This window comes from Streptomyces sp. NPDC033966 (assembly GCF_055575955.1).
Map to the genome: position 1 here is coordinate 18773 of NZ_JBVIRQ010000006.1, position 16846 is coordinate 35618.

Consider the following 16846-nt stretch of genomic DNA (forward strand, 5'->3'; position numbering starts at 1 on the left):
CCTGTGATCTACGCAACAGCGTGGGGGGAATGGGTGATTGAGGCAGAAGTCAGCACTCCGCTAGGGCCACTCCGGGGAGAGCTTCCCAAGAAGCAACGAATGGAGATGCTTCAGGACAGCTACCTGAGGGCCGTGGCGGCTGCAGCCGGATGCACGATGGCGAAACCGGAACCCGATGACGGAATCGACTGGGTCCTGTCGCACGCCTCGAACGCCCATACAGCAGATTGCCAGATCGATCTCAAGATACAACTCAAGAGCACTTGGACCAGCGGCCCGAACCCAAAGAACGGGTTCGTCTCAGTGAACCTCTCAAACAATCGACTTAAATTGCTTGCGCAGAGCCCAGTAATTGTTCATCGCATCCTCGTGGCCATGATCATTCCGGAAGACGTGGCCAAATGGGTCGAGGCGAGCCACGACATTTTCTCCCTGCGCCATTGTGCATACTGGAGTAGCGTTACAGGGCTCCAGCCGTCGGGAGTTGAGAATACGGCTGTCAGGGTGCCGACCAGTCAAATATTTGACGATAAGGCACTCTGTGACATAATGGCCCGTGTTGGAGTAGGGGGGACTCCTTGACTGCGCCTGATTTCCGCGAGGTTGCCCAACATTTGACCGACTCTCAGTTGGCGATCGCTTTGCAGGCGAACGGGTGGGAGAGGTACGGAGGGCAAGCCCTTTCATATAGTCGATGGCGTCCCGCAACGACAGAGGGTGAATCAATTCGTGGCCTCCTACTACCCGAAAATCGGGATGCCGGAGACTATTTTGAGCTGCTGAGTCAAGCTGTAGCGCGAGCCTGGAATCTCGGAGACAATCAAATCCGATCCATCTTGAGGCGTGCGGCTTCTGTGCGCGCACTCGGCGATGAGATGAAGTTCCATAAGGAGTCAAGGACAAGGCGGGGTACGATCGCCTGGACTGCGGGTGAGGATCTACTTGCAGGCGCGCATAAATCAATGACGGTCGCCGCCAAGACGCGCAGGTCGAAGGCTGCTTACTACGGAAACTCAAACTCCTACCTAGCGAAGTCCTTCCTCGATTCAGTGCTCATGGGGCAGACGGAAGTCGGCAGTTACGTCGTAACTGCCTACGCTCCCCCAGATGAAGTCTTTACGGAGCGCAAGGTCCCTGCCAACGGCGCGATTCCCCTCATCGGGACCCACAGCGGTCGCGAAATTACCCAAGGCCTAGTGTCCGTCCTTGAAGCAGCAAGAGAGTCCGTCGACCATTTCAACGAATCCGGCTCCACGAGCGGGTTCATAGAATATGTCGGACGCGGTCTCTGTTACGAACTCACCCAGGCTGTTCGCAGCCTAATTCGAGACTCCGATGGTGCCGAAGTTGAGGTGGAGTTCAATTCGGCCGAAGATCTTCTTTCAGGGGGCTCCGGAGAAAGGCGAAAGCTCGAATTTTCGCCGGCAGACTACAGTGCACTCGAAACTGCAGGCACACTTCTGGCTGCTACGGCACAGGTCGAGTTTGTTACCGTCCTTGGCACGGTAACGCTTCTGGAGCGCCCGAAGCCGGGGAGTCCAGGAGTAGCTCGACTCGATGTAGTCGGCGGGACGGCCGCACGCAAAATGCGAGTGCGCCTGAAAGTTGAGGACTACGACATGGCGGTGGACGCACACCGCAACAATCTAGCTTTGCGTATCTCGGGGCGGCAGGAGTTGGAAGGAAACTTCTATTGGCTTTACGATCCGCAAATCATTGAGCTAGTTCGACTTGCCCCCGACGAAGTGGGTGCCTCGTTGGAGGCGCATCCGCAAGACCCACTCTTTTAGGACGCGGCGTGCAGCGCGGGAAATGGAGCACACACTCAGCATCCTCCAGGTGGAGGTGGCCGATCTCGTCGAGCCGTTGTGGGCCGGCGACCTGGAGGAGGCCCGACGTGTGGCCAGCCCCCTTCACGCCGACGTGGGGAAGGCTCCTGTGCGACACCGCAGCACTTTAAGCCCACGGCATCCCCGACCCTTCTGATCCGTAGCTCTAGCCAGACCGGTCAGCGAAGGTCATACCGTCCACTTCAAGGCTCCGGAGGAGCGCTACCGGACGCAGGCGATTGCTGGGGTTGCGGTACCTGCTTGCTGTACCGCAGGATCGCGACGGGGTGACCATGGAACGGCATGTGTTGGAACAGCTGTTGGCCGGTGGCGACGAGGCGTCCGCGCTCGCTCTGGCCGCCCTCCGCAGCGGCGCCACCTACGACGTGGGAGACAGGGCACATCCCGCAGTGCGGCATGCCGGAGTGTTCGGGCACCGACTTCAGCGCATGCGAATGCACGGACTCGAACCTCTTGGGCTGGAACGAGCAGTGCAACTCCTCCGCGAACACGACCGGCCGGTGCGCGTAGGCCTGATCGATTCCGCCGATCGAGAATGGACCTTTCTGCTCTTCCTCACCGAGGACGGCAGCGCGCTGGTGGCCTGCGCCGGCTGGCAGCCGGTTACTAGGCAATCACCGCTCTAGGAGTTCGATCCTCGCCTCATCCCGGCTGATCCGCAGCTCCCGTGTGATCGGTCAGCGGCGATCATTCCGGCCGCTACCGACCGAGCGCCGAGACCATCGGTGCCACTGGCCGGTGAGGAACCTGTTGCAGGCCATCAGAAGAGCTAGGCACAGGATGAGCAATCCCAGCCCTTGGAAGAGCTCAACGCTCAAGCCCCGGTGGGAGTAGGCAAGCAGACCACAGGCCAGGGCGAGGACCACGAAGGCCAGGGTGAGAACGAATGCGAAGAACACAACCAGCGGACGTAACGCGTGCATGCTCGCCTCTCTGTTCGGCTCAGAGTTCGGGACCCTAGCAGCCTGTCCCAGTAGCTCAACCCACCACCTACCCCAACTCCCATCCCGTCTGCCGTCGACCCACACGTATGTGGAGCGGGCGCGGTGCCGGGCGTCCAGGTGGAGCGCCCAACTGGACGTACGACCTGGACGCCCGGTGCCGTGGCTGCTCGGCTTGCCTGGGTCGATGGCAGACGGGATGGGAGTTCCCCCGCCTCAGCCCCCATGCGGCCGGCACTCGCGAGCGGTGCCCCGGCCATCCCGGAGTCGGAGCGCCCCCGCCGGAGGCATGTTCGGTGAGGGAGGGAACCAGCGGCCCGTAGGGCTCGACTCATGCCTTCGGACCTATCCCGTCTTGCAGGGGCGGGCGGCGGCGCAGCGCGCGCGGAGCGGGCCGAAGGCAGGAGCGTCGCGCGGAGCGGAGCCGGGAAGCCCGCCCGGCGGAGCGGAGCGCAGCCGGGTGCCTTGATGAGGTAGAGAAACCTGTAACAGGTCCGCGTGGCTCCTACGGCGAAGCCGTGGGGAAGGCCCCGGCAATGGCGTGCATAGCGTCGGTGCGGCGTCGGCTCCCGCCTCGGCGAAGAGCGCGGCCTTGTGAGGCTTGTTGGCGTAGGCCACCACCGTTGCCGCCGGCGGCGTGAGCAGCCTGGACGTCGGCGAGCGAGTCACCAATGAGGGTGCAGTCCGCTACCCCACCCGCACCCGCTCCGCCGCCATAATGATCGGGACCGGGTTGGGCTGCATCGGGTGGGCAACGTTTCCGCCGTCGCCCGTCATCCTCACACTTGCCTCCCTCCCCGCCCCCTATTCCCCCTTCAGCAGCCTGCTTGTGAACCCGCGTCGGCACAGCTGTTCGTATGCCTCGATCACGTCGTTCGGCACCTGCTGGCTGATCATGAACCCCTGTTCCGGGTAGAGCAGAAGCCGCTGCAAAGCGCCCACAAGCATGTCGATCACCAAGCGGGCGTCCCCGATGGAGCTCACGTACTCCTCCAACGTCATCGGGCTCGAAGCGCTGACGATCTCGACTTCGGGCCACAGTTGCCGCGCCGTGGCGTATGCCCGTCGTTCCTCGTAGGGCTTGCTGATCAGCAGTACGGAGGAAACCTCCACCCCGGCTTCTCGGAGGAGTTCGCGGCTGAAGCGGATGTTCTCGCCGGTGTTCCGAGCGCGCGGCTCCACCAGTACGGCTGAGCTGGGGACCCCCAGTTCGATCGCTCGCTCCTGGTAGTGGACGGCCTCGCCGCGCGGCATCCGTTCGCGCGTCGTGGGGCTGGTGGCTCCGGTGAACAGGAGTAGCGGAGCCATGCCTCGGCGGTACAGATCGACCGCGGTGTCCGCCACCCCCAGGTCGTGGCTGCCCAGCCCGATGGCGACCGAGCAGGGCCGCGGCATGTGGCCCATCTGGTGGTAGTCCCACAAGCGCCGAGTGTCTGCCCAGTCCTGCGCCGAGATCACGACTGGCCTTCCCCGTCATTCGCCGAGTCGGGGACCTTGAAGTCGTACTCCCAGGCGAACCGCGACGCAGCGTGCACTCCAATGGCGAACTCGACCACTGTGCCGGATGCGGTGCAGGTCGTGCGATGCAGCTCCACGACTGGTTCGCCGGCCGGAAGCTGGAGAAGCTTCACCTCGTCCGCCGTGGGGGTCCGGGCGAAGATCCGTTCCTTCATGTGGTCGATCTCGTAACCCGCGTCGTACAGGACGCGGAACCCGCCACCTCGGCCGGCCGGGCCAGGCGTCGGATCCACCAGACGCGTACCTTCAACGTGCTCGGGCCGGTAGTAGCTGGTCAGCGTATGCGTCGGCTGGTCGCCTTCCTTGACCAGCCGTGCACGTGCGTAGACCGGAGCCCCCAGCGCGAGACCGTGTGCGGCTGCCACCTCGGCTGACGCTTCAACGAGGCTGACCGACTGGGTCTGTTCGTTGCGGCGGTACGCCCGGCCGGAGGCCACACGGTCCGCGATGAACGCCACTTCGTCGCCGTCGCGCCACTTGGCCTTGTCGTACCGGGCGATACCCAGGCGCTTCAGTGGAACCTGGTGCCGCACGACGGTGCCGTGGCCGCGGGACGAGGTGACAAGACCTTCAGCTTCCAGGGCCTTGTAGGCGGCGTGGACGGTGGCCTTGGAGCCCTTGCCCTGATCGACCTGTTCTCGGATGTGGGGCAACTGCTGTCCAGGCCGGTAGACACCGCTTCTGATCTCTTCGGCCAGCCTGTCCGCCAGCTCTCGCCACTTGGGCGCCATCACGAACTCCTCTCGACGGAATCTAGTCAAGCACAGTCCTAGGACTAGACAGTCCTAGGACTGTGCGCCACTATTTCTCTCAGCGACGCAGTCCTAGGACAGCGAGCCAAAATGGGCTCACTAGGGCTGCCTGACATTGGGAGCATCCATGCCCGCTTTCAAGATCGACCTCTCGACCGCCGTCGTCTTCGTCGCGACCGCTCCCACGCCGAAACTCGTGAGCAAGCAGACCGGTGAGCGGGCCACCGACCGGGAGACCGGTGCGGGTCTGTCCACGGTCGGCCTGCTGATCTCGGACGAGGGGGAGGGCAACCTCTACCAGGTGACCGTCCCGGAGACCGGACTGCCCGCGGGGCTGGTGCCGGGCATGCCGGTGTCGGTGATCGGGCTGAAGGCCCGGGACTGGGAGAACACGTTCAACGGCCAGACCCGGCACGGCATCTCGTTCCGTGCCGTCGCCCTCACCACCGTCGGGGCCTGACCGTGGCTGACCTGACGACCTTATGGGACGTCGCCGTCCCCCTGGCCGGGGCCGGTGGAGGCCTCCGCTACGCGAAGGCCCGCGCGCCGCGCGTGTACTGGTCGCTAGTGGGGTTGCCGGTGGCGCGGGTGCGGTTCGCGGTGACGTATCGCTCCACGATGGACGTGTGCGGGCTGACAGTGCAGCCGTCGCGCCTGCGGGCGTTCCTGGTCCGCAACGTCACCCGGCACGGTGACGTCCAGCCCGTCCCGCCTCGGGTCCGCCGCGTCCGTCCCTCCGCGACCGGGATGCGGGTCACCCTGCGGCTGCCGGCCGGACTGGAGCCCGCCGACGTGATGGCGGCCTCGGAACGGCTGCGGCACGCCTGGGGCGTCCGCTCGGTCAACGTGATCGAGGTCCGGCCCGGGTTTGTCGAGCTGCGGATGACTGGCTACGACGTGCTCCAGCGGGTGAGGATGCCGCGCCGCCTGCCTTCCGGGCCGATGACGGTGGCGGTCGCGCTGCGGGAGGACGGCACCGCGTTCGTCCGGGACTACCTCAAGGTCCCCCACGCCCTGACGCTCGGCGCCAACCAGTCGGGCAAGTCCATGTATCAGCGCAACCTCGTTGCCGGCCTTGCCCGGCTGCCGGTCGCCCTCGTCGGCATCGACTGCAAGCGCGGGGTCGAGCAGCGGCGTTACGCCCCGCGCCTGTCGGCTCTCGCGGTGACGCCGGACGAAGCCGCGGGGGTTCTGGACGCGCTCGTGGACGACATGGAGACCCGATTCGACCTGCTGAGCGAGTACGGGGCCGCCGACATCTGGGGGCTGCCCGAAGAGGTCCGGCCGGTGCCGGTCGTGCTGCTGGTGGACGAGATCGCGGAACTGTTCCTCGTCGCCGGAAAGAAGGACGAGGAACGCCGGGACCGGATGGTCACGCAGATGATCCGGCTCGGGCAGATGGCCCGCGCCGCCGGAATCTACCTGGAGATCTGCGGCCAGCGCTTCGGCTCCGACCTCGGCAAGGGCGCCACCACGCTCCGCGCCCAGCTCACCGGCCGCGTCGTCCACCGCGTCAACGACAAACAGACCGCCGACATGGGCCTCGGCGACATTGCCCCGGACGCGGTGATCGCGGTGACCACGATCCCGCCCGACCGCCCCGGCGTCGCCGTGGCCGGCGACTCCTCCGGCGGCTGGTCCCGCATCCGCACCCCCGAACTGAGCGCGGACGAAGCCGGTGAGATCTGCACGCAGTACGCCTACCTGACCCCGGACCTTCCGGCCCTCGCCCCGTACCGGCCGGTGCTCCCCGCCGAAGCCGCGGCGAACGGGTCCGTTCCGCTGGTGAAGCCGATTCCAGCGACAGACTGATCCCTTATCCCCTCGGTTGGCGTGACCGTCTCACGCCAGGTCCCTACCCGACCCATGCCCGAATCCGAAGGGAACCCCATGTCCGCCACGAAGAAGCCCCCGGGCCCGCGTCGCCGTACGTCCAAGCCCGCGTCCACCCCGCCGTCCTGCGGCACCTGCTCCGGCACTGGGGAGACCACGACGACGGTCCGGGTGGGGCGCAAGCGCCGGGAGATCGACGCCACCCAGACCGCGCTGTGCCTGGACTGCCTCGGCACCGGCACCGCCTAACCCCCAGGAAGGAGACGGCCTCGTGTTACGCACCCTCCGCTTCGACGCCGTACTCATCCAAGCCGTCATCGCCGGGGCCCTGTCCTTCGCCCACCTCCACGACCTCGCCGCCGCTGCCGGGCAGGACGGCTGGAAGGCCTGGGCCTACCCGGTCAGCGTCGACCTCCTGTTGGTCGCCGCCTGGCGCCGAATGCGCACCGACGTCGAGAACCGCGATGCCTGGCTGTGGTTCGCCATCGCCCTCATCGCCTCACTCGGCGCCAACATCGCCACCGCCGGGCTCCTCGACCTCCAGAACGTCCCGGCCTGGCTGCGCATCCTCGTCGCCGGATGGCCCGCCCTCGCCTTCCTCGGCGGCACCCTCCTCGCCCACAGCCCGGCACCAGAGCCGAAGGTGCCGGAACCGGAGCCCCTGGATCGGCCTCACAGCGAACCTGAGCCGGAACTCACCGTGGAGCGGATCCCGGAACCGGCCACCGAACTTCCGCCGGCCGAACCCGCCCCGGAAGAACCGGACGAAGAAGCCCCAGCGGAACTTACTCCCGTCGCCAAACCTGCGCCCCCCGCTACCGCTGTGGCCGTTCCGCCTGCGCTGCTCGATCACGCCCGGAAGATCGCGGACGCCCACCGCGTCCAGACCGGCGCCCCGATCGACGCGACGACCCTCCGGACCCGTCTCGGTGTCCCGGCCGCGCTCGCGGACTCGATCGCCCTCCAACTCGCCTGACAGGAGATCGCCACCCATGCGCCCGAAGCACTTCTACAACGTGATCCGCATCGGACCCGTCCGCGTCGGCACCTACCGCGACGGCCTTGGCCGTGCCAAGCACACCGCCGCCTGCACCGCCCCCGAGTGCGGCTTCTCCGCCGACTACTCCAGCCGCGCCGCCGCTGAACTCGCCGCCCGCACCCACCGCTGCAACCCGCGCTGACCCGCGAAGGAGACCCACGTCATGGACGTCCCGCTCTGGCTCGCCCTGATCGTCGTCGGCGCCCTCGGCATCAAGCTCATCCGCCCGCCCTGGTGGCTTGTCGCCGTGATCCTCCTCGGCGGCTACCTCCTCGCCGACAGCTTCCTCGCCCCGATCGCCGACCCCATCACCAAGTAGGGAGACACCGCCATGTTCCGACCGCACATCCCGGTCAACCCGCTCCCGACCGGCATCGTCACCCCGCTTACCCAGACCGCCCCCACCACCGGCGTCGAGTCCCGCCACCAGTCCTCGCCCATGGTCGCCCCGCCGGCCGCCCCGACCCGGCCCACGGTCCAGCTCACCCCCGGCAGCGTTCTCGCCCTCGCCGCCGGCGGCGGTGCCGCGGTCCTGGTCGTCGGCGCCGTCCTCGTCTCGATGCTCCTCGCCGTCGCCATCACCGGCGTCTCCATCGCCCTGATCGCGGTGGTCCTGCGCCTGCTCATCAAGGACCTGCACAAGCACTGAACGGCCCCCGGGGCGGCCTCGGTCGCCAAACTTCCGCCGCCCCGGGCGCCTGCACCCATCCCAGATCCAACGGACCCGAAAGGGAGAGCTTCATCATGCCCGAGCACACCCCTGCCCCGCGCGTCTGCCACCACTGCGACGGCTTCGCCACCGCCACCATCACCACCGGCCTGCTCACCGCCAGCGGCACCCGGGACACCATCCCCGTCCACTGCCCCGCCTGCCGAGGCCTGGGCCACACCGTCCCCGCCGCCCGCGTCCGCGTCGGGAGGTGACGGCTGTGGCTCTCCTCGACTGGCGCTCGCCCGAGCACTTCGACCACACCGGCGACAAGCCCTGCGTGATCTGCACCAAGCCCACCCCGCTTCGCTCCGACCGGGGCAAGCCCGTCCACAAGGTGTGCGCCGAGGAGTGGATCGACAACCACCCCACGAAGGAGGACGGCCAGTGAACACCGCCCTCCCCAACGGCCTGAAGGTGCTGGACCTGTTCTGCTGCCAGGGCGGAGCGGGCATGGGCTACCACCTCGCCGGCTTCGACGTCACCGGCGTCGACCTCGCCCCCCAGCCCCGCTACCCCTTCGACTTCGTCCAGGCCGACGCGATCGAGTACGTCTACGAGCACGGCCCTGAGTTCGACTTCATCCACGCCTCCCCGCCCTGCCAGCGCTACACCCTCGCCCAGCGCATCCAGAACCGCACCCACCCCGACCTCATCGCCCCCGTCCGCGCCGCGCTCGAAGCCACCGGCCGCCCCTGGGTGATCGAGAACGTCGAAGACGCCGCATCCCAGCTGCGTACCCCTGTCACCCTGTGCGCGGCCGCGTTCGGGATGCGGACCTACCGCCACCGGCTGTTCGAGACCGGCGGAGGCTTCGCCCTCACCCAGCCCCGCCACCGCCCCCACACCGCGCCCCTGACCAAGATGGGCCGCCCCCGCGCCGAGGGCCACTTCGCCCACTACGTCGGCAACTTCTCCGGCGTCCAGGAAGCCCGCACCGACATGGGCGTCCCCTGGATGAACCGCGACGGGATCCGCGAGTGCATCCCGCCGGCCTACACCGAACACATCGGCACCGCCCTGCTCGCCTCCCTCCTGGAGGTGGCTGCGTGACCGATGCCGCCACCCTGGCGGGCCTGGACCCGGCCACCCTGAGCGACCTGCTTCGGGTGGCCGGGGCTCCCGGTTTCGACCGCCTGACCGAGCAGATCCGCCGCACCGGCGGCTGCGCCGCCCCCATCCGACTGTCCGGCGGCACCAAGCTCCTCGACCCCGCCACCAAGACCGTGCTCCACGCCTACACCACCGACACCGAACCCGGCGGCGTCCTGCGCGTCGCCTGCGGCAACCGCCGCGCCTCCCGCTGCCCGGCCTGTGCCTGGACCTACGCCGGCGACACCTACCACCTCATCCGCGCCGGACTCGTCGGCGACCGGGCCAAGGGCACCCCCGAGACGATCCGCGACCATCCCCGCGTCTTCGCCACCCTCACCGCCCCGTCCTTCGGCCCCGTCCACAACCGCCCCGGCGCCCGCCCCTGCCGCTGCGGCGTCCGGCATACCGAGGACGCGCCCGAGCTGGGGACCCCGCTCGACCCGGACGGCTACGACTACGCGGGTGCGGTGCTGTGGAACAACCACGCCTCCGAGCTGTGGCGCTACTTCACGATCTACCTCCGCCGCGAGATCGCCGCCCGCGCCGGCCTCACCCAGAAGGCCGCCCGCGAACAGTCCCGGGTCTCCTTCGGCAAGGTCGCCGAGTACCAGAAGCGCGGGGCCGTCCACTTCCACGCCGTCATCCGCTTCGACGGACCCGACGGGCCCGAGTCCCCGCCGCCCGCCTGGGCGACGCTCGATCTCCTCACGGACTCCATCCGGGCCGCAGCCGCCCGCGTCCGCGTCGTCGTCCCTGCCGCCCCGGACCACGGGATCGCGGACGAGTGGGAGCTGCGGTGGGGCGAGCAGCTCGACGTCCAGCCCATCGGCGCCTTCGGGAACGGCGAAGAGCTGACGGAACAGGCGGTCGCCTCCTACGTCGCCAAGTACGCCACCAAAGCCGCCGAGACCACCGGCACCGTCGACCACCCCGTCGGCAACAAGGAGGCACTCGTCCTCCTCGGCGTCCCCGACCACCCCCGTCGGCTCATGGAAGCCTGCATGGACCTCGACCGCGCCTACCCCGACCGGCGACTGAGGGCCTGGGCTCACATGCTCGGCTTCCGCGGCCACTTCTCCACCAAGTCCCGCCGCTACTCCACCACCCTCGGCGCCTTACGCCAGATCCGCGCCGACTACCGCGCCGCCCAGCAACGCGCATCCCTCGGCCTGCCCGACCCCGACGAGAACCCGGAAGCCACCCTCCTCGTCATCGCCCACTGGTCCTACGCCGGCCACGGCCACACCCCCGGTGAGTCCTGGCTCGCCGCCAACATCCGCCGCGACATCCAGCACAACCGCGAGATCGCCCGCGAAGGCCTACACGACCAGCTCGCCCTGGAAGGAGACGTGTCCTGACCACCGCGACCGCCGAACTGCTGACCGTGCCCGAGGTCATGCAGCGGCTCAAGCTCGGGCGCTCGACCGTCTACGACCTGATCCGCTCGCGAAGGCTCGTCTCCATCACCATCGGCCGGGCCCGCCGGATCCCGGCTGACGCCGTCCGGGAGTTCATCGACCACGAGATCGAGGAGGCTGCCTGATGGCGACCCAGCGCAAGCGCAACCCCAACGGCGCCGGGACCATCACCCAGCGCAAGGACGGACGGTTCCAGGCAGCCGTCTACGTCCTCCAGCCCGACGGAACCCGCGCCCGGAAGTTCGCCTACGGCAAGACCTGGGCCGAGTGCGACGTGAAGCGCCGGGAACTGCTCGCCAAGGTGGACCAGGGCGTGCCCGTGCCCACTCGTTCAGCCAAGCTCTCCGAGTGGCTGCCGTACTGGCTCGACAACGTCGTGAAGCCTCACCGCAAGCGCACCACCTTTGCCAAGTACGAGATCCACGTGCGGCTTTACCTCGTCCCGCTGCTCGGCTCGAAGCGTCTGGAGTCGATGAGCGTGGCCGATGTCCGGCGGGCCCTGGCGCAGTTGCAGAAGAAGACAAGCGCGGCGACGGCCAAGGAGTCGCACCGGGTTCTGCGGACCGCCCTCACCGCGGCGTGCCGTGAAGAGCTGGTGAGCCGGAACGTGGCCACCCTGGTGGAACCGCCCAAGGTCGACTCGCCGGAGATGGACCCCTGGAGCCTCCAGGAGACGCTGGACTTCTTGGCTGCCGCGCGGGCGGACCCGCTGTACCCGGCGTTCGTGATCGCCATCGCGCTCGGCTTCCGGCGCGGGGAGATAGCCGGTCTGCGCTGGGAGAACGTGGATCTCGACAAGCGGGAGATCCGCGTGCGGACACAGCGGCAACGGGTCGGCGGAGAGGCGTACGAGGACGATCCCAAGGGTCGTCGGCGCCGGCAGACGCTGCCGCTGCCCGGGATCTGCGTCGCTCCCCTTCGCTGGCAGCGAATGAAGCAGGCGGCCCAACGCGCGAAGGCGGGCGACTCCTGGCAGGAGACCGGGTACGTCTTCACCACCCGGACCGGGCGGCCGATCGAGCCGCGCAATGTGTACCGGTCGTTCACCCGCGTGGCCAAGGACTCCGGGCTGCGGGTGATCCGGCTGCACGACGCCCGGCACGGGACTGCGACGCTGCTGACTGCCGCCGGCGTACCGCCCCGGGTCGTGATGGAGATCCTCGGGCACTCGCAGATCGCCGTGACGATGAACGTGTACACCCACGTCGTCCAGGACACCCAGCGCGAGGCTATCGGACACATAGACCGGCTCCTCAGGCACCAGCCTGCCAGAGGCTGATATCCCCCTATCCGAACACCCTTGAGGGCCTCGACCTACTCAGGCCGAGGCCCTCAAGACATTTAGCGGGGCAGCCACAAAACAGATCTACTCTCGCGGGATTTCGGGAGCTTCATGAGGTCGATCACCCTGTCCCGCTATCCGGTACTCCACCCCATCAATCGGGTAACTTGGCTGCACATTTCCGACTTCCGCAGGACACACCCGCACAGACACCCATTCGCCCTGACTGACGCCGGGCAGACCCAAAGCCTCTGCGATCTCTCTATGCTGCCGCTGATACCCGAGGATGAGAATCCCGTCCTCACGGAGATCCAGTCTGGCATCACGCACTCTCTTGGAGCTGTCTTCCTGGGAGGCCACCGTCTGAACCGTTGTGCGGTTTACCAGCGTCTTCTGCAGGCGGCGGAAAAGCTCATTGACGCGCTTCTGCCCACTGCTCGAAGAGGCGAATATGGCATTCACCGCGTTGAGGTCTGCTCGACGCAGCTCCATGAGCTGGTTGCGCGGGTACTCGGCCTCTCTGACCAGCCACCTGATGGATGACTTGCCAGCCGCCCGGAACGACCTCTTGCTGTCACGGGTAGCCCCCGGCCTGAGCAGATCCGCCCGGGCTCGCACCACCCCGACACTGAATCTGGAACTGTCCTCAGACGCCTGCATCACCAGGCATATTTTTTCCACGTTCTTTGGCGCAATCATCCACTCGCCGGCCGCGCTGAACTTGGCGTCAACCTCATGGCCCGCGATCAGATAGTCAAGGTCAACTCCATGACCGAAATCAAATTCTTCCCGCGCAAGAATCTCAGCCTTGGCGCCAAGATACGATCGCTCGACGTTAGACACCTTGCCATCAAGAAAGTTGTAGCGCTGAGTGCGTCGGCCATCCAAGATCTCATCAACGGATCTCCGGAATACCTGACCAAATCGATCAGAGAGGCTTCCCCGACCTTTCTCTTTAATGGCCGCTACCACTTCATCCAGCGCCGAATCAGAGTCCGCGCTAGCCCCAGCCAAATTGGATGCGGCAGCAGAATCCCCTGCCACATCAAAAAGAAACCCGTCCGGCACAGTCCCCCCTAGCAGCGGATGATCTTCCACTGTGATCCTAGGCCCCGCGCTGGCCAGCCAAGGGGCTATTCTTCTGCCCCGGCAGGGGGGCTGGCTGATCTGGTCCGGGGCGCATCGCCGGCGGCTTGAGTCTCCGCGGGGGTCGCTGGGCTATCCCTGCCCGTCCCCGTTGATGTCAGCCGTGGATGCAGAAGACCCCCAACCATGATCGGTTGGGGGTCTTCTTGCTGGTGGGCGTGGACGGTTTCGAACCGCCGACATCTGCTTTGTAAGAGCAGCGCTCTACCCCTGAGCTACACACCCGTGGACGAGTGGACAGCCTACATGCAGGGCAGACCCCCCACGCAATCCCGTTCCCTTGGGGGAGAATGGACCGGGGCACGGGTGGACGGGGTACGGGAGAGGGATTGTGACGACGGCATCCCGGCGGTGGTTCGGCGGGCGGGACGAGGGTCGGCGGGCGGATGCGCAGGCGGCGAAGGATGCCGCCGCGGCCGCGTTCTACGAGCTGGACACCGCGCAGCGGGATCTGCGGATCTCCATCGAGACCATCTCCGCCGCCGACGGGTCTCCCGCGGCGCGGCAGGCCGCCGAGGGGTTCGCGGCACTCGGGCGGCGCATCGACGAGGTCAGCCACACCTACATCGAGGCCGTCGACGCGCACGACCTGGACCGGGTCGACCTGGAGGGCTCCGTCGCCGCGCAGGCGCGGCAGCAGCTGACCCGGGCGCGGGACGAGCTGGTGCGGGTCAAGGGGGAGCTGGAGCGGTTCGCGCAGGGGTTGCAGCCGCTGCTGGACAAGGCGGAGACGCAGCTGGCGCGGGTCGCGCCGGCGCGGGAGCGGGCGAGGGCCGCGCTACTGGCGGCGAGTGAGGCGCTGGACGCGGTGCGGGCCCAGGGGATGCGGGCCGACGACCTGGCGGCGCGGCTCGCGGCGCTGGGGCCGGAGCTGACGAAGCTGAACCAGGGTGCGGCCCTGCACGGGGTGCAGGAGACCGTGCAGCGTGCCGACCGGATCCTGCGGGACGCGGAGGGCGTGCGGGCCGAGGCGGCGCGGCTGCCGGAGCGGGCCGCGGAGATCGACCGGCGGCTCGTGAGCCTGCGGACCCGGGCGCAGGCGCTGCGCAACCGGGCGGATCGGGTGGATCCGGTCCTCAGCGAACTGAGGCGCCGGTTCAGTGCGGCCTGCTGGCAGGACCTCCAGCACGTCCCCGACCAGGCGGTACGGGACGTCGCGCAGGCGGAGGACCGGCTGGGGGAGGCTGCCCGGGCGCGGCAGGAACAGCGCTGGGCCGACGTAACGGCACTGGTCGAGGCGGTGCGGGCCGCGCTGGACGCCACCGACGAGGCGGTGTCGGCCGCACAGGACCGGCTGACGCGGCTGGAGGCGGTGGCGCGGGACCCGAAGGCCGAGGTGGAGCGGACCCGCTTCGCGATCCGGGACGCGCAGCGGCTGGCGATGGCCGGCCGGAGCGTGCCCGATCCGCGGCACGCCCGCCCGCTGGACGAGTCGGTGGCGCGGATGGAGCGGGCGCTGGCCGGGCTGGAGGGGCGGCACCCGGACTACTGGCACTTCCTCCAGGAGCTGGAGGAGGTCCGGGCGGCGGTGGGCCGGGTGGTGTCGGACATCCGCGACCAGCGCGCCGTGGGGTAGCCAGGGCGCGGGCGGCGGCGGATGCTGGAACGGAACAGCGGACTGAGGAGGGCGCCATGGCTGCCCACGCTTTCCACCGGCCCCGCACGCGGCGGGAGGCTCCCCCCGTACCCCACGAGCCGTATGTGGCGCACGCGGCGTACGGGTGCACCGAGCCCCACGAGCACTACGCGCCCTACGTGCCCCACGAGCCGTACGAGCCGTACGGGCCGCCGCCGGAGCGGCAGGGGCCGCGCCTGGTGGAGCGGATGCTGCACCCGGTCAACGCCCGGCTGAACGAGCACCTGCCCACCGACCACAAGCTCAGCAGGGTGTACCGGGTCGGCGCGGGCCTGACCGGGCTGCTGCTGGTGGCGTTCGGCATCCTGGGGCTGATCGACCGGATCGGCTTCTTCGACACGGGCGGCGACACGGTGCTCGCCCTGAACACGAACGGGGCGCTGAGCGTCCTGTCGATCTGTATCGGCGCGCTGCTGTTCGCCGGGATGGTGATCGGCGGAACCTTCGCCTCCACCCTGAACATCGTGCTCGGCATCGCCTTCATCGTGAGCGGGTTCGTCAACCTCGCCCTGCTGGACACCGGCCTGAACTTCCTGGCGTTCCACATCCAGAACGTGCTGTTCAGCTTCGTCGTCGGCGTGATGCTGATGTGGTTCGGGATGTACGGGCGGGTGGGCAGCGCCCTGCCGCACGACAATCCCTACTGGCGCGCCCGCCACCCGGAACAGGCGGCGCGCGAGACCCGGGTCCGCGAGGGATTCCGGTCCGGGCACCGCACTGCGTAGCCTGTGCGCATGCCTCGTTACGAATACCGCTGCCGGACCTGCGACGACACCTTTGAGGTCAGCCGGCCGATGGCCGAGTCGTCCGCGCCCGCCGACTGCCCCGCCGGGCACGCCGACACCGTCAAGCTGCTCTCCGCCGTCGCCGTCGGCGGGACCAGCAGCGCCCCCGCGGCCGCGCCCGCCGGCGGGGGCGGCTGCTGCGGCGGGGGCGGCTGCGGCTGACGGACCCGGAACGCCTCAGCGCTTGCGCGAGAGGGTGAGGCCGTCCGAGATCGCCAGCAGGACGGAGTCCATGCGGGTGTCGGCCATGGCGTGCTCGTTGAACGCGCGGACGCTCGCCCCCCTGCTCTGCGGCGACTCGTCGAGGACGGTGCCGTGGAACAGGGTGTTGTCGGTGACGATCAGACCGCCCGGGCGCAGCCTCGGCACCAGTTCCTCCCAGTAGAGGATCTGGTTCTCCTTGTCCGCGTCGACGTACGCCATGTCGATGTGCGGTTCCGCCGGCATGGCGCGCAGCGTCTCCAGCGCCGGGGCGATGCGCAGGTCGATCCGGTCCGCGACGCCGGCCGCCTCCCAGGCCTGGCGGCCGTACGCGGTCCACTCCTGCGAGACGTCGCAGGCGATCAGGCGGCCGTCGGTCGGGAGGGCCTGGGCCATGGACAGGGCCGAGAACCCGGTGAAGGTGCCGACCTCCACGATGTGGCGGGCGCCGGTCAGCCGGACCAGGAAAGCCAGCAGCGGTCCCTGTTCCTCCGCGGACTGCATGCCTGCCGACTCGGGGAACTTCTCCCAGGTGGTCCGCACCAGCCCCCGCTGGATCTCGTCCAGCGGGGGGTTGTGGGCGAGGACGTACTGGTAGAGCTCGTCGGTGATCTTGGTGCTGTTGCCCTTGGTCATGCGGT

Annotated in this window: 23 protein-coding genes and 1 tRNA gene; 19 read left to right on the forward strand and 5 right to left on the reverse strand. The window is 68.2% G+C overall.

Annotated elements, in window-relative coordinates; all coding sequences use genetic code 11:
- The first annotated feature begins 99 nt into the window (after nucleotides 1–99).
- The 3 genes from ACZ518_RS18245 to ACZ518_RS18255 all read left to right on the forward strand — a co-directional run bounded on the left by ACZ518_RS18245 (nucleotide 100) and on the right by ACZ518_RS18255 (nucleotide 2476).
- Nucleotides 100–582 carry a DUF4365 domain-containing protein gene (locus ACZ518_RS18245; RefSeq protein ID WP_469114039.1) on the forward strand — a complete coding sequence of 161 codons (483 nt, stop codon included), beginning with the start codon at nucleotides 100–102 and terminating at the stop codon, nucleotides 580–582.
- 380 nt (nucleotides 583–962) lie between these two features.
- Nucleotides 963–1790 carry a hypothetical protein gene (locus tag ACZ518_RS18250; protein ID WP_469114040.1) on the forward strand — a complete coding sequence of 276 codons (828 nt, stop codon included), beginning with the start codon at nucleotides 963–965 and terminating at the stop codon, nucleotides 1788–1790.
- 332 nt (nucleotides 1791–2122) lie between these two features.
- Nucleotides 2123–2476, forward strand: a complete 354-nt coding sequence (locus ACZ518_RS18255) for a hypothetical protein (RefSeq protein ID WP_469114437.1) — start codon at nucleotides 2123–2125, stop codon at nucleotides 2474–2476.
- 1119 nt (nucleotides 2477–3595) lie between these two features.
- Here the strand turns inward: ACZ518_RS18255 and ACZ518_RS18260 are convergent.
- Both ACZ518_RS18260 and ACZ518_RS18265 read right to left on the reverse strand, forming a co-directional pair.
- Nucleotides 3596–4249 carry a YdcF family protein gene (locus ACZ518_RS18260; protein ID WP_468622558.1) on the reverse strand — a complete coding sequence of 218 codons (654 nt, stop codon included), beginning with the start codon at nucleotides 4247–4249 and terminating at the stop codon, nucleotides 3596–3598.
- Nucleotides 4246–5040, reverse strand: a complete 795-nt coding sequence (locus tag ACZ518_RS18265) for a GntR family transcriptional regulator (RefSeq protein WP_468622560.1) — start codon at nucleotides 5038–5040, stop codon at nucleotides 4246–4248. The genes ACZ518_RS18260 and ACZ518_RS18265 overlap by 4 nt, the downstream gene beginning before the upstream one ends.
- 148 nt (nucleotides 5041–5188) lie before the next feature.
- On the opposite strand from ACZ518_RS18265, the gene ACZ518_RS18270 reads away from it, so the two are divergent.
- The 13 genes from ACZ518_RS18270 to ACZ518_RS18330 all read left to right on the forward strand — a co-directional run bounded on the left by ACZ518_RS18270 (nucleotide 5189) and on the right by ACZ518_RS18330 (nucleotide 12434).
- Entirely contained in the window at nucleotides 5189–5521 is a 333-nt protein-coding gene (locus tag ACZ518_RS18270) for an SCO3933 family regulatory protein (protein ID WP_469114041.1), read from the forward strand.
- Between the two features lie 2 nt (nucleotides 5522–5523).
- Nucleotides 5524–6873, forward strand: a complete 1350-nt coding sequence (locus tag ACZ518_RS18275) for an FtsK/SpoIIIE domain-containing protein (protein WP_468622563.1) — start codon at nucleotides 5524–5526, stop codon at nucleotides 6871–6873.
- 78 nt (nucleotides 6874–6951) lie between these two features.
- A complete protein-coding gene (locus tag ACZ518_RS18280) occupies nucleotides 6952–7143 on the forward strand; it encodes a hypothetical protein (protein WP_468622565.1) in 192 nt (63 codons plus the stop codon).
- A gap of 22 nt (nucleotides 7144–7165) precedes the next feature.
- Nucleotides 7166–7870, forward strand: a complete 705-nt coding sequence (locus tag ACZ518_RS18285) for a DUF2637 domain-containing protein (RefSeq protein WP_468622567.1) — start codon at nucleotides 7166–7168, stop codon at nucleotides 7868–7870.
- Nucleotides 7871–7886: 16 nt separating this feature from the next.
- Nucleotides 7887–8075, forward strand: a complete 189-nt coding sequence (locus ACZ518_RS18290; RefSeq protein ID WP_468622569.1) for a mobile element transfer protein — start codon at nucleotides 7887–7889, stop codon at nucleotides 8073–8075.
- A 21-nt stretch (nucleotides 8076–8096) separates the two neighbouring features.
- Nucleotides 8097–8252: a hypothetical protein gene (locus tag ACZ518_RS18295; protein ID WP_468622570.1), complete on the forward strand. Its 156-nt coding sequence runs from the start codon at nucleotides 8097–8099 to the stop codon at nucleotides 8250–8252.
- Between the two features lie 12 nt (nucleotides 8253–8264).
- Nucleotides 8265–8582, forward strand: a complete 318-nt coding sequence (locus ACZ518_RS18300) for a SpdD-like protein (protein WP_469114042.1) — start codon at nucleotides 8265–8267, stop codon at nucleotides 8580–8582.
- 95 nt (nucleotides 8583–8677) lie between these two features.
- A complete protein-coding gene (locus ACZ518_RS18305; RefSeq protein ID WP_468622574.1) occupies nucleotides 8678–8857 on the forward strand; it encodes a hypothetical protein in 180 nt (59 codons plus the stop codon).
- A 5-nt stretch (nucleotides 8858–8862) separates the two neighbouring features.
- Complete coding sequence (locus ACZ518_RS18310; RefSeq protein WP_468622575.1) at nucleotides 8863–9033, forward strand: hypothetical protein; 171 nt, start codon at nucleotides 8863–8865, stop codon at nucleotides 9031–9033.
- Complete coding sequence (locus tag ACZ518_RS18315; RefSeq protein WP_468622577.1) at nucleotides 9030–9695, forward strand: methyltransferase domain-containing protein; 666 nt, start codon at nucleotides 9030–9032, stop codon at nucleotides 9693–9695. The genes ACZ518_RS18310 and ACZ518_RS18315 overlap by 4 nt, the downstream gene beginning before the upstream one ends.
- On the forward strand, nucleotides 9692–11095 hold the full coding sequence (gene repSA, locus ACZ518_RS18320; RefSeq protein WP_469114043.1) for a replication initiator protein RepSA: 1404 nt from the start codon (nucleotides 9692–9694) through the stop codon (nucleotides 11093–11095). Before ACZ518_RS18315 ends, repSA begins: the two co-directional genes overlap by 4 nt.
- Nucleotides 11092–11280 (forward strand): helix-turn-helix domain-containing protein, encoded by a 189-nt coding sequence (locus ACZ518_RS18325; protein ID WP_344333450.1) that lies wholly within the window; start codon nucleotides 11092–11094, stop codon nucleotides 11278–11280. The genes repSA and ACZ518_RS18325 overlap by 4 nt, the downstream gene beginning before the upstream one ends.
- A complete protein-coding gene (locus tag ACZ518_RS18330) occupies nucleotides 11280–12434 on the forward strand; it encodes a tyrosine-type recombinase/integrase (RefSeq protein WP_468622581.1) in 1155 nt (384 codons plus the stop codon). Before ACZ518_RS18325 ends, ACZ518_RS18330 begins: the two co-directional genes overlap by 1 nt.
- 87 nt (nucleotides 12435–12521) lie before the next feature.
- Here the strand turns inward: ACZ518_RS18330 and ACZ518_RS18335 are convergent, their stop codons facing one another.
- The gene (locus ACZ518_RS18335; protein ID WP_468622583.1) at nucleotides 12522–13535 is read right to left on the reverse strand and encodes a NaeI family type II restriction endonuclease; all 1014 of its coding nucleotides are present in this window, start codon (nucleotides 13533–13535) and stop codon (nucleotides 12522–12524) included.
- Nucleotides 13536–13733: 198 nt separating this feature from the next.
- Nucleotides 13734–13808 (reverse strand) — tRNA-Val (locus ACZ518_RS18340).
- Between the two features lie 103 nt (nucleotides 13809–13911).
- Here ACZ518_RS18340 and ACZ518_RS18345 point away from each other — a divergent pair.
- The 3 genes from ACZ518_RS18345 (at nucleotide 13912) to ACZ518_RS18355 (ending at nucleotide 16166) form a co-directional block, all read left to right on the forward strand.
- Nucleotides 13912–15159, forward strand: coding sequence for a hypothetical protein (locus tag ACZ518_RS18345; RefSeq protein ID WP_469114438.1), 1248 nt, complete (start codon nucleotides 13912–13914; stop codon nucleotides 15157–15159).
- A 248-nt stretch (nucleotides 15160–15407) separates the two neighbouring features.
- Nucleotides 15408–15944 (forward strand): DUF4383 domain-containing protein, encoded by a 537-nt coding sequence (locus tag ACZ518_RS18350; RefSeq protein ID WP_469114439.1) that lies wholly within the window; start codon nucleotides 15408–15410, stop codon nucleotides 15942–15944.
- A 9-nt stretch (nucleotides 15945–15953) separates the two neighbouring features.
- Complete coding sequence (locus tag ACZ518_RS18355) at nucleotides 15954–16166, forward strand: FmdB family zinc ribbon protein (protein ID WP_125816540.1); 213 nt, start codon at nucleotides 15954–15956, stop codon at nucleotides 16164–16166.
- 15 nt (nucleotides 16167–16181) lie between these two features.
- Here the strand turns inward: ACZ518_RS18355 and ACZ518_RS18360 are convergent, their stop codons facing one another.
- A complete protein-coding gene (locus ACZ518_RS18360; protein WP_469114044.1) occupies nucleotides 16182–16841 on the reverse strand; it encodes an O-methyltransferase in 660 nt (219 codons plus the stop codon).
- Nucleotides 16842–16846: the final 5 nt, after the last annotated feature.